The sequence below is a fragment of the Allobosea sp. TAB14 genome, assembly GCF_052113865.1.
Lineage (GTDB): Bacteria > Pseudomonadota > Alphaproteobacteria > Rhizobiales > Beijerinckiaceae > Allobosea > Allobosea spartocytisi.
In genome coordinates, this window is record NZ_JBFRDQ010000148.1 from 1 (window position 1) to 10354 (window position 10354).

Below are 10354 nucleotides of genomic sequence, written 5' to 3' on the forward strand. Positions count from 1 at the left end.
CGCGGCCGATCGCGTCGCGCAGCACATACTCGAATTTCGGCCCGTAGAAGGCACCCTCGCCCGGATTGATCTCGGTCTTGATCCGGTTGCCGGACTGCTCCGCGATCCGTTCGAGCACCTTGCCCATCACCTCTTCGGCATGGTCCCAGACCGCGTCGGAGCCGACGCGTTTCTCGGGCCGCGTCGAGAGCTTGATGACGAGATCGTCGGTAAAGCCGAAATCCTCATAGACCGAGAGGATCAGGTCGTTGATCTTCAGGCATTCGGCGGCGAGCTGGTCCTCCGTGCAGAAGATATGCGCATCGTCCTGCGTGAAGCCGCGCACGCGCATCAGCCCGTGCAACGCGCCCGACGGCTCGTAGCGATGCACCGCCCCGAACTCGGCCAGCCGGATCGGCAGGTCGCGATAGCTCTTCAGCCCATGCTTGAAGATCTGGACATGGCCGGGGCAGTTCATCGGCTTCAGCGCGAAGACCTTGTGGTCGCGCTCCTTGTCCTCCGGATTCTCGAAGGCCGAGGCAGACTTCACCGCGAACATGTTGTCCTGGTACCAGCCCCAATGGCCCGAGGTCTCCCAGAGCGACTTGTCGAGGATCTGCGGCGCATTCACCTCTTCATAGTCGGCGGCGAGGCGCCGGCGCATATAGGCGATGATCTCCTGGAACATCCGCCAGCCCTTGGAGTGCCAGAACACGACGCCCGGCCCCTCCTCCTGGAAATGGAACAGGTCCATCTCCCGGCCGAGCTTGCGGTGGTCGCGCTTCTCCGCCTCCTCGAGCTGCTTGAGATAGGCGTCGAGCTCTTCCTGCTTGGCGAAGGCGGTGCCGTAGATGCGTGTCAGCATCGCGTTGTTCGAGTCGCCGCGCCAATAGGCGCCGGCCACCTTCATCAGCTTGAAGGCATTGCCGACCTTGCCGACCGAGGTCATGTGCGGGCCGCGGCAGAGATCGATCCAGTCGCCCTGCGCGTACATCTTGAGCGTCTGGTCGGCGGGGATCGCATCGACCAGCTCGACCTTGWAGGCCTCRCCCTTGTYGSSGAAGAAWTSCTTGGCCYTGTCGCGGCTCCASWYYTCCTTGGTGAAGGSTTTRTCGCGCGCGATGATCTCGCGCATYTTCTTCTCGATCGCCGGGAAGTCCTCAGGCGTGAAGGGCTCGTTGCGGGCGAAGTCGTAGAAGAACCCGTTCTCGATGACGGGGCCGATCGTCACCTGCGTGCCGGGAAACAGCTCCTGCACGGCTTCGGCGAGGACGTGCGCGGTATCGTGCCGGATCAGTTCGAGCGAACGCGGGTCTTCCCGGTTCAGGAACTCGATCCTGGCGTCGCGCTCGATCGGGTCGGAGAGGTCGACGACCGTGCCGTCGAGCGCCATGGCGACGGTGCGCTTCAGGAGAGAGGGGGAAATGCCSYYGGCRATCTCSWYYCCGGTGATGCCGGARGGRAACTCGCGCKTGGCGCCRTCRGGAAAKRTCAGGGAGATCGTCATCGATCGCGCTCCTGCTCACTCGGGGATACGAACCCCGTAAGTCAGACCGACTGCGAATGTGAGATTTACGTTCCGTCGCCCGCAGCCGGATCGGCGCCGGAATCGATAGCCGCCGGCACGTTCGTCCCGCGCCAGCGGCCATAGGACCACGGCCTATACCAGGACGAGCGCGGCGGCAATTCCTCGCAGACCATATCGAYGCCGCTGGTGCCGTAAGGGTTGCAGCGGCAGATGCGCGCGAACCCGATCCAGCCGCCGCGCCACAGGCCGAAACGCTGGATCGCCTCGTCGGTATAGGCCGAGCAGCTCGGCCAATGCCGGCAATGGCGGCCGACCAGCATCGAAAAGCTGAGCTGATAGCCGCGAATCGCGATATGTGCAGCTTTACGCGGCCAATAGATGACCTTGTGCAACAGCGAACATCTTTGTTTAACAAAAAGACGCTGAAATAGCTCGTCTGCTTCGTTTTGCCGATCCGCCACCAGAACCGCTTTCCTTGATCGATTTCATAACATGATGCGCGCCAAACATTTTCGCCATGCCCTGGCCGGTTGCGGCCTCCTTCTCGGTCTTAGCCTCGCCACGGCCGCCGATGCTCAGCAGCGCGCCTATCTGCTCTGGCTCGACGGCGCCAAGATCGACATCGCCAAGATCGCCGGCCTGCCGCCGGCCCAGAACTCGCCTGAGGCGAAGGCCGAATTCGAGCATGTGCTGGAGATCTCGCAGGCCCGCACGCCCGAGCGCGAGAAGGCCGCCATCGCCGACCAGCGCCAGGCGCTGGTCAACTTCCTCGACGGCATCGACAACAGCTATGTCGACAACACCCATCGCGAGGTCCGGCTGCTGTTCCGCGAGGCGCAGATCGAGCTTTCGATCCTGCTGAAGAGCGTCCATCGCCTGACCAGCCGGCCGCGCCCCTTCAGCGTCTGGAACAAGGTCCGCATCAAGCCCTGCCCGGGCGGCCGGCCGGAAGGCACCTCCTTCCCCTCGGCGCATGCGGCCACCGCCGCCCTCTACGCCGAACTGCTCAAGACCGCCGTCCCCGAACTTGGCGAGAAGCTGGAGGAACGGGTCAAGACCTATGGCGAAAGCCGTCTCGTCTGCGGCTTCCATTACGAGAGCGACCTCGTCGCCGGCGATAAGGTCGGCCGCGCCGTCGCCAAGGCCCTGCTGGCCGACCGTGCCTTCAAGGCCCGCTTCGACGAGACGGTGCCGGAAATCCGCGTGGCGCTCGGCCTGAAGTAATCAGGCTGCCGCGTCTTTGCGCTTCACCTCGATCTGGTCGATGGCGTCGACCACGGCATCAAAGGTCAGCATGGTCGAGGCGTGCCGGGCCTTGTAGTCGCGCACCGGAACCAGCACGGCGAGATCAGCCCATTTGCCCTCCGGCGGCTCGGCATTCTCCTTGAGGATCGCCCGTGCCTGCTCCCGGACCCGGCGCAGCTCGTCTGCCGTCGAGCCGACGACATGGCGGGCCATGATCGAGGACGACGCCTGTCCAAGCGCGCAGGCCTTGACCTCATGGCCGAAGCAGGTGACGACGTCGCCTTCCATGGTGACATCGACTGTCACTGTCGAGCCGCATAGCTTCGAATGGGCCCTGGCGGTGGCATCGGGAGATGGCAGCCGCTCGAGCAGGGGGATGTTGGCGGCAAGCGCGAGAATGCGCTTGTTGTAGACTTCGTCCAGCATGGCTCAATCTCTCGCGGGTCTGGAAGGGCCCGCACCGGGACACAATATAGGGTTGATCCGCCGCGAACGGGAGGGCATTGGAGCCTCACCGCCCGCAGCGGGGGAACTTGTCGCAACGGCCTCGCGGCCCGCGGCCGCAAGGCCTGGATCGCGCGGCGCCATTTGATCCAACGGGAGGCACCACATGATCCCTGTGGTTAAGTCCTTGTCCGTCGAGCGGGCCGTCACCCCCTCCGCAGACAAGTTCCTGGTCGGCAAGCCGACGCAGGAGGAAGCGGAGGCCGCTGTCCGCACGCTCATTCTCTGGGCCGGCGACGATCCGTCGCGCGAGGGGCTGGCCGAGACGCCACAGCGCGTCGTCAAGGCCTATAAGGAATTATACAAGGGCTATGGCGAGGATCCCCACGCGATCCTCGACCGTGTCTTCGAGGAGGTCGACGGCTACCAGGACATGGTCCTCGTGCGCGACATACCGTTCTATTCGCATTGCGAGCACCACATGGTGCCCTTCGTCGGCAAGGCGCATATCGGCTACTACCCCTCGCAGGGCGTGGTAGGGCTGTCCAAGCTTGCCCGCATCGTCGATCTCTATGCGCGCCGCCTGCAGACGCAGGAGGCGATGACCGCCCAGATCGCCGACGTCATCGAGGAAGCGCTGAAGCCGCGCGGCATCGCCGTGCTCATCGAGGCCGAGCATATGTGCATGTCGATGCGCGGTGTGCAGAAGCAGGGCTCCTCGACGATGACGACGCAGTATCGCGGCCTCTTCCGCGACGACCCGGCCGAGCAGGTGCGCTTCTTCACCATGGTGAAGTCGGCGGGGCTGTAGGCGCAGCCCCTCCCGCGAGACAGGGCATTCGCCCCTGAACCCCATGTCATGCTCGGGCTTGATCCGAGCATCTCTCCCCGGAGATTCCCGGGTCTACGCTTCGCTTCGCCCGAGAATGACGGCGGGTTCCACGTCATAAGACGATCTCTCCCATCGGAGTCGCCATGAGCCTCTTCCCTGCCCCGGCCGATAAGCACGCCCTCGAGGAGGGTACGGTGCTGAGCCCGCGCTTCGACGCGAACGGCCTCGTCACCTGCGTCACGACGGACGCTAAGACCGGCGAACTGCTCATGGTCGCGCATATGAATGCCGAGGCGCTCGCGCGTTCGATCGAGACCGGCGAGGCCTGGTACTGGTCGCGCTCGCGCAACGAACTCTGGCACAAGGGCGCGACCTCCGGCCAGATCCAGACGATCGTCGAGATGCGCGTCGACTGCGACCAGGACGCGATCTGGCTCAAGGTGAACGTCGCGGGCGACGGCGGCTGCTGCCATACCGGCCGCCATTCCTGCTTCTATCGCGCGCAGCCGCTGCGGGCCGAGGCCGGCGGGCCGCTCCTCTTCGCGTGAGCGGCAGGCGGGGCTGCCCTGCCTCGGACCGCCTTCACCATTCCGTCAAATCCGGCGGATAATGCGCTGACGAGATGCCGTTCACGTTTCGCTCATCGCATTCTGGGATTCTGACCTTCAGCGGAGGGACGGATCCATGTTGTGGGACAACACCGCGCGAAGAGCCTTCGGCCTCGGCGGAGGTGGGAACATCATGAACGAAATGCCGTCTGCGCCCGAGCGAAACGGGAAGCGCAAGCCGAAGATCGGCCTGGCGCTCGGCGGCGGCGCGGCGCGCGGCTGGGCGCATATCGGCGCGCTGGAGGTGCTGATCGAGGCGGGCTACGCGCCGGAGGTCATCGCCGGAACCTCGATCGGAGCGGTGGTGGGCGGCTGCTACGCCGCCGGCAGGCTCTCCCAGCTCAGTGAATTCGCGACCGGCCTCACCAAGCGGCGCGTCGTCGGGCTGATGGATTTCCACATCGGTGGCGCCGGACTGATCGCCGGCAGCCGGCTGAAGCGCCTGCTCGAGCGCGATCTCGTGGGCCTGCGGATCGAGGAACTTCAGCAACGCTTCGTCGCCATCGCGACCGAACTCGGCACCGGCCACGAGATCTGGCTGACGCACGGCCCGCTGATCGAGGCGCTGCGGGCCTCCTATGCCCTGCCCGGCATCTTCGACCCGGTGAAGCTCGGCGGTCGCTGGCTGATGGACGGCGCGCTGGTCAACCCGGTGCCCGTCACCGCCGCCCGCGCGCTCGGCGCCGACATCGTGATCTGCGTCAACCTCAACAACGACCTCGCCGGCCGCGGCACGGTGATCCAGAACTATGCCTCGGACCCTGACCCCGAACCCGAAGAGACCGTGCCGGAGCGGGAGCTTCGTCCCCCGCAGCGCTGGTTCGACGGCATCACCGTCGCGGCCAAGCGCGTCCGCAACCTCGTCGGCCGCCCCAGCGAAAACCGTCCGGGCCTCGCCGGCGTCATGATCGACGCCTTCAACATCACGCAGGACCGGATTTCGCGCTCGCGCCTCGCCGGCGACCCGCCCGATGTGATGATCGGCCCGCGCCTCGGCCGCGTCGRCCTGTTCGACTTCCACCGCGCCGACGAAACGATCGAACTCGGCCGGGTGGCGACCCGCCGCGCCCTCGACGAGATCGCGACCGTCGTCGCCGCCAACCATATCCCGGTCGGCGGCTAGGACATTGTTTTCCGCATTGTCTTCACGCGAACCGGTCCCCGCTTCGCGCGAAAATGCTCTGGCTCAGGCCATCGCGATATAGTCGCGCATCGCCTTGCTTTCGGCCTCGATCGCCGCGACGCGATGCTTCACCACGTCGCCGATCGAGACGATGCCGGCGACGCGACCGTTCTCGATGACCGGCACATGGCGGAAGCGCCCGGTCGTCATGATCTCCATCAGCTCGTCGACGCTGGTCTGCGGGCGGCAGGTCACCACCTTCGCGGTCATCGCCCGCGAAACCGCGCTCTCCAGCGCGGCAGCGCCTTCCTTACCGAGCGCCCGGACGATGTCGCGCTCGGACAGGATGCCGACGAGCGTGCCATCCGCGCCCATGACCACGACGGCGCCGATTCGCCGCTCGCTCAGGACGCGAACCGCTTCCGCCAAGGTCCGGTGCGGCTGCACCGAAATGACCTCCCGGCCCTTGCCGCTCAGCAACTGCTCGACATTCATCGAAGGCTCCTCCTGCTGACGCGCCGTTGGCCGGCGCGTGGTTCCGCTGCCGCTCCACGGCTGCCGGCGGACTCACGATGCCGGGCAGGCCCGAGGAGTGCTTCGCAATGACAGGGAGTGTGGGGTAAGACCGCGGCGCAGGCAAGGCGCGCGAGCGCCCGTTCAGCTGCGTTTCTGCCCACGGTCGAGCAGCGGGAACAGCAGGAGCCCGACGAGGAAGCCACCGATATGCGCTTCCCAGGCGATGCTGGTCGCCTCGCCGAAGATCGGCACGAGCCCGGCGCCGAACAGGATGTTCGTCACGAACCAGATGCCGGTGAACAGCACGGCGCGTGAATTGCGCCAGAGCTGCCCGAGCGGTTCGGCCGGGATCGCTTTCACCACCTCGTCATTGCCGAGCTCGCCGAAGCGCAGGCCCGGCGCGAAGACGAAGCGGATCGCGGCCGCCGTCGCCCCCGAGATTCCCGCCGAGGCGCCGACCAGCGGCAGCAGGTCGAGATCGCGCGACCACCAGTGCAGCAGCGCGCCGCCAATCGTGGACAGCGCCAGGAGATTGAGGAAGCGGCCAGGTCCGAGCCGTCGCGCCACCGGGCTGCCGAAGGCGGCGAGCCACAGGCCGTTCGAGGCCAGATGCAGCCAGGAGCCGTGCAGGAAGCCATAGGTCAGCAGCGTCCAGAGCCGGACGCCGCCATCCGCCAGCAGGAGGCGGGCGAGCTGCAGCCGATCGCCGACATCCTGCCCGACGGTCGATTGCGCCAGCGCCCCGACGACGTCGTCAAGCTTGTCGGGTGACAGCCACAGCGTCAGCCGCGCCGGCACGAAGGCCAGCCACGACATCAGCAGATAGTCGTTCTCGTCCGAGAGCAGGCTGCGGCCGGCCTGGATCAGCGCCAGCACCGCCAGGAGCTGGACGATCACGGACGGCAGGTTGAAGGCGGGCTCGCGCGCCGGCGGGCGGGGATCGTGGGAAGCCATTGCGCCGCAACACTTGCCGAAGCGGCAGGCTCGCGCAAGGCGTGCCGGCCTTATCCACGCACGAAAAAGGGGAGCGGCATGACGCCCTCCCCTTTTCCGCCGGCTGTGCCGTCATCCGGACCTGCCGGACGACGTGTCACGCCCCCTCCACCCCGGTTTGCGTCGGCGGCTTGCCGCCCGCGAATTCGATGGCATTTGATACGCATTCTAGGCATCTTCCACAAAGATAAGACTTCGTTAACCCTAACCGCCCCGGCGCCTCCCCCGACTCACCCCGGGATGGCAAGACGGCATGGCGGGTGCGTCCTCGATCCTATCAGGGACCGACTCGTCCCCCTTTCGGACGGATCTGCGTCATCGCTGGACGCGCGATTCCCCGATCGGATCAACCGCTGAATGGGCGCAGAATGAAAAACACGAGCACACGTCTGGTCTTCGACTACTGGGACGCGCTGCGCGGTGAGCGGGCGGCGCCCGAACGTGGCGAGATCGAACCCGGAGCGTTGCGCCATGCGTTGGCGGACACGTTCATTCTCGAGAACGAGCCGATCGGCCCGGTCTTCCGCCTGGCCGGCACGCGGCTTTGCGCGCTGATCGGCCATGAATTGCGCGGCCGCCCCTTCGCCGCGATCTGGCCCGAGGTCGAGGCGCAGGGCGACATGCGCCGCCTGGTCCAGACGGTGATGGACGAGACGGCCGGTGCCGTCGCCGGGCTTTCCGGCGAAACCAGCACCGGCGCGCCGATCTATCTGGAGCTGCTGCTGCTGCCGCTGCGCTATCGCGGCCGCACCCATGCGCGGGTCCTGGGCGCGCTTTCGCCCGCCCTCACCCCGGATTGGCTCGGCCTCGACACCGTGGTCGCCATGCGGATGATCTCGCTGCGCATGCTCTGGCCCACCACGTCCGCGCGCCCCGCCCCGGCTGAGCGGCAACGTTCCGCCCCGCCGCGCCTCGTCGTCCTGCCCGGCGGACGCGCCTGACCTTGACCTTCCGTTAACCGTTCCTGCCTAGGATCGGCCCCGAATCCAGGCTGGTCCATTGATGTTGAGCGCGCTCCAAACGCCCCGGGCGGCGACCGTTCCGGTCGAACGCAGGAGGCATCACCGGATGAAGGTGGTGCTGCTGGGCCGTTATATGCTGCCCAATCGGATGGAATACCCCTGCCAGACGATCGACATCTCGCCGGGCGGCGTCCATCTCGCCGCGCCGGCCAAGGCCGCGCCGGGAGAGCGCGTCATCGTCTATCTCGAACATCTCGGSCGKATYGAGGGCAYTKSCGTSCGSACCACGMTGGAAGGSTTCGCGATGACSATCACCGCGACCAGCCGCAAGCGCGAGAAATTCACCGCCCAGCTSACMTGGCTSGCCAATCGCGAGGAGCTCGGCCTGCCGGAAGATCGCCGGCACGAACGCATCGTTCCGCGCAATCCGCGCTCGATGCTGACGATGAGCGACGGCTCCGAGCATCCCGTCCGCGTCATCGACATCTCGCTCTCCGGCGCCGCGATCTCCAGTGACCTCGACCTGCCGACGGGCACACCCGTGCGGCTCGGCACGACGCCGGGCCGGATCGTGCGCCGGTTCGACGGCGGCTATGCCGTCGAGTTCAGCTTCCCGCTCTCCGCCGACCTGCTCGACGAGAACCTCGAGCTCTGACGGCAGGCCACCGGCCGCCCCTCCTGCGACGACGCGTGTCCGGGCCACCGCCATTCCGGGACATTGCCCGGCAATGAGCCTGTGACCCCGGACCGATAAACGGTCCGGAAGGGCCCCTCCGCCTCTCGCTTCTCCATGACACGCATCCGAGTCCGGGCTGCGGCCTCGCCGCTGCGCGGCGCCCCGGACTGACACAGGCGGATTGGGCGCCCGTCTCGCGGCGGCGAGACCCAGCTGACGATCATCTCCCAGTGCTCTGGCACGGCACCGCGATCGTCCGGCCGCGCATCGCGGCCGCAACGAAGGACCGCCTGCGAGCCCGCCGGCATCCGGCAGCTTCCGCGCGCGCGTTGCGTGATCGGCGCGATCCGCGAGTCACGGAAACCAGCGATCGAAGCCGCTCTCTCCCATTCTCCACGTTGGTAACAATCAGGTAAGTTAACGAGCCGTTGCCGTGTAACACACAATTAACGGTTAAAAGAAAGTTTCATCATCGTCACAAATCGTTACTTTCGACTTTGAACAAGATTGGCTCTGATATTCATTGAGGCGGTTGCTGGCGAAAATACATAAATTTGTACGTTTCGACTTCAAACCAAATCCATCGACCGGATCGCATCGTCTCCCCGGGACAGAAAGGGGACGACATGTTTTCTCTTCATCGCAGTCTGATCGGCACCGCCTTCGTGGCCGCTTTCGCCATCGCCGGCGCTTCAGGCGTCGCAGCGCAGAGCGTGGGTATCCCGGTGGCGAGTGCCCCGGCCTCCGCCAGCGGCGACGCCCGCGCACCTTATGCCTGGACGGATTTCTGCAAGCGCATGCCCTCCGAGTGCAGGCTCGACACCCGCGAGCCCGAGCGCGTCGAGCTGACGCCCAAGCTCTGGAAGACCATCGTCGCGGTCAACAACCGCGCCAATCACGAGATCGAGCCGGTCACCGACCAGGATCACTGGGGCGTGGTCGATCGCTGGGACATTCCCACCGACGGCAAGGGTGATTGCGAGGACTACGTGCTGCTGAAGCGCAAGCGCCTGGCCGAGGCCGGCCTGCCGCGCCGTGCCATGCTGGTGACGGTGGTCATCGACGAGGAGAATGCCGGACACGCCGTGCTGATGATCCGCACCGATCGCGGYGACTTCATCCTCGACAACAAGCGCAACGCCATCCTGCCCTGGAGCCAGACCGGCTACGTCTACGTCAAGCGGGAGTCCCAGTACCAGACCGGCTGGACCTCGCTCGGCGGCGCGCAGACCCCCACCGTCGCCTCGGTCCAGCGCTGAGCGGAACGGCCGGGCACCGTGCCCGGCGGTCCGGAGACTGATCTACCGAGCCGCCCGGATCTTCGGTGGGCGGCTCATTCGGAAAGGCGAGGCTCGGTCACGTCCCCACCCACCCGTCCCCAAGATCGGGTTTCGCCCAGGGCCGGCTTTCCGTAACGGGAAGCCGGCCCGACCTTTTTGGAGCTCCCC

General features: G+C 66.3%; 12 protein-coding genes. 7 read left to right on the top strand and 5 right to left on the bottom strand.

Annotated features, from left to right (window positions below; translation table 11 throughout):
* Nucleotides 1-1486 (bottom strand): threonine--tRNA ligase (gene thrS / locus AB4Y99_RS20110; RefSeq protein WP_441524564.1); only part of this gene is annotated, 1486 nt, incomplete at its 3' end.
* Between the two features lie 65 nt (nucleotides 1487-1551).
* Nucleotides 1552-1887 (bottom strand): membrane protein insertion efficiency factor YidD, encoded by a 336-nt coding sequence (gene yidD, locus AB4Y99_RS20115; RefSeq protein ID WP_441524570.1) that lies wholly within the window; start codon nucleotides 1885-1887, stop codon nucleotides 1552-1554.
* 112 nt (nucleotides 1888-1999) lie between these two features.
* Between yidD and AB4Y99_RS20120 the strand changes: the two genes are divergently transcribed.
* Complete coding sequence (locus tag AB4Y99_RS20120) at nucleotides 2000-2731, top strand: phosphatase PAP2 family protein (protein ID WP_441524565.1); 732 nt, start codon at nucleotides 2000-2002, stop codon at nucleotides 2729-2731.
* Here AB4Y99_RS20120 and AB4Y99_RS20125 read toward each other — a convergent pair whose 3' ends face one another.
* Nucleotides 2732-3178, bottom strand: coding sequence for an iron-sulfur cluster assembly scaffold protein (locus AB4Y99_RS20125; RefSeq protein ID WP_441524566.1), 447 nt, complete (start codon nucleotides 3176-3178; stop codon nucleotides 2732-2734).
* Nucleotides 3179-3362: 184 nt separating this feature from the next.
* Between AB4Y99_RS20125 and folE the strand changes: the two genes are divergently transcribed.
* From folE to AB4Y99_RS20140, 3 genes are all read left to right on the top strand, one after another.
* Nucleotides 3363-4007: a GTP cyclohydrolase I FolE gene (gene folE / locus AB4Y99_RS20130; protein ID WP_142022538.1), complete on the top strand. Its 645-nt coding sequence runs from the start codon at nucleotides 3363-3365 to the stop codon at nucleotides 4005-4007.
* A 164-nt stretch (nucleotides 4008-4171) separates the two neighbouring features.
* On the top strand, nucleotides 4172-4576 hold the full coding sequence (gene hisI / locus AB4Y99_RS20135; protein ID WP_038358430.1) for a phosphoribosyl-AMP cyclohydrolase: 405 nt from the start codon (nucleotides 4172-4174) through the stop codon (nucleotides 4574-4576).
* A 193-nt stretch (nucleotides 4577-4769) separates the two neighbouring features.
* A complete protein-coding gene (locus AB4Y99_RS20140) occupies nucleotides 4770-5759 on the top strand; it encodes a patatin-like phospholipase family protein (RefSeq protein ID WP_441524567.1) in 990 nt (329 codons plus the stop codon).
* Nucleotides 5760-5822: 63 nt separating this feature from the next.
* On the opposite strand, the gene AB4Y99_RS20145 is transcribed toward AB4Y99_RS20140, so the two are convergent.
* A complete protein-coding gene (locus AB4Y99_RS20145) occupies nucleotides 5823-6254 on the bottom strand; it encodes a CBS domain-containing protein (protein WP_038358434.1) in 432 nt (143 codons plus the stop codon).
* A 162-nt stretch (nucleotides 6255-6416) separates the two neighbouring features.
* Complete coding sequence (locus AB4Y99_RS20150; RefSeq protein ID WP_133563401.1) at nucleotides 6417-7229, bottom strand: rhomboid family intramembrane serine protease; 813 nt, start codon at nucleotides 7227-7229, stop codon at nucleotides 6417-6419.
* Nucleotides 7230-7636: 407 nt separating this feature from the next.
* On the opposite strand from AB4Y99_RS20150, the gene AB4Y99_RS20155 reads away from it, so the two are divergent.
* The 3 genes from AB4Y99_RS20155 to AB4Y99_RS20165 all read left to right on the top strand — a co-directional run bounded on the left by AB4Y99_RS20155 (nucleotide 7637) and on the right by AB4Y99_RS20165 (nucleotide 10165).
* The gene (locus AB4Y99_RS20155; RefSeq protein ID WP_038358436.1) at nucleotides 7637-8209 is read left to right on the top strand and encodes a PAS domain-containing protein; all 573 of its coding nucleotides are present in this window, start codon (nucleotides 7637-7639) and stop codon (nucleotides 8207-8209) included.
* 61 nt (nucleotides 8210-8270) lie between these two features.
* Nucleotides 8271-8885 (top strand): PilZ domain-containing protein, encoded by a 615-nt coding sequence (locus AB4Y99_RS20160; protein WP_441524568.1) that lies wholly within the window; start codon nucleotides 8271-8273, stop codon nucleotides 8883-8885.
* Between the two features lie 647 nt (nucleotides 8886-9532).
* Nucleotides 9533-10165: a transglutaminase-like cysteine peptidase gene (locus AB4Y99_RS20165; RefSeq protein ID WP_441524569.1), complete on the top strand. Its 633-nt coding sequence runs from the start codon at nucleotides 9533-9535 to the stop codon at nucleotides 10163-10165.
* Nucleotides 10166-10354 lie beyond the last annotated feature (189 nt).

Coding starts and splice junctions, on each gene's coding strand:
- AB4Y99_RS20120 (WP_441524565.1), top strand. CDS start 2,000: ATGATGCGCGCCAAACATTTTCGCCATGCCCTGGCCGGTTGCGGCCTC.
- AB4Y99_RS20125 (WP_441524566.1), bottom strand. CDS start 3,178: ATGCTGGACGAAGTCTACAACAAGCGCATTCTCGCGCTTGCCGCCAAC.
- folE (WP_142022538.1), top strand. CDS start 3,363: ATGATCCCTGTGGTTAAGTCCTTGTCCGTCGAGCGGGCCGTCACCCCC.
- hisI (WP_038358430.1), top strand. CDS start 4,172: ATGAGCCTCTTCCCTGCCCCGGCCGATAAGCACGCCCTCGAGGAGGGT.
- AB4Y99_RS20145 (WP_038358434.1), bottom strand. CDS start 6,254: ATGAATGTCGAGCAGTTGCTGAGCGGCAAGGGCCGGGAGGTCATTTCG.
- AB4Y99_RS20150 (WP_133563401.1), bottom strand. CDS start 7,229: ATGGCTTCCCACGATCCCCGCCCGCCGGCGCGCGAGCCCGCCTTCAAC.
- AB4Y99_RS20155 (WP_038358436.1), top strand. CDS start 7,637: ATGAAAAACACGAGCACACGTCTGGTCTTCGACTACTGGGACGCGCTG.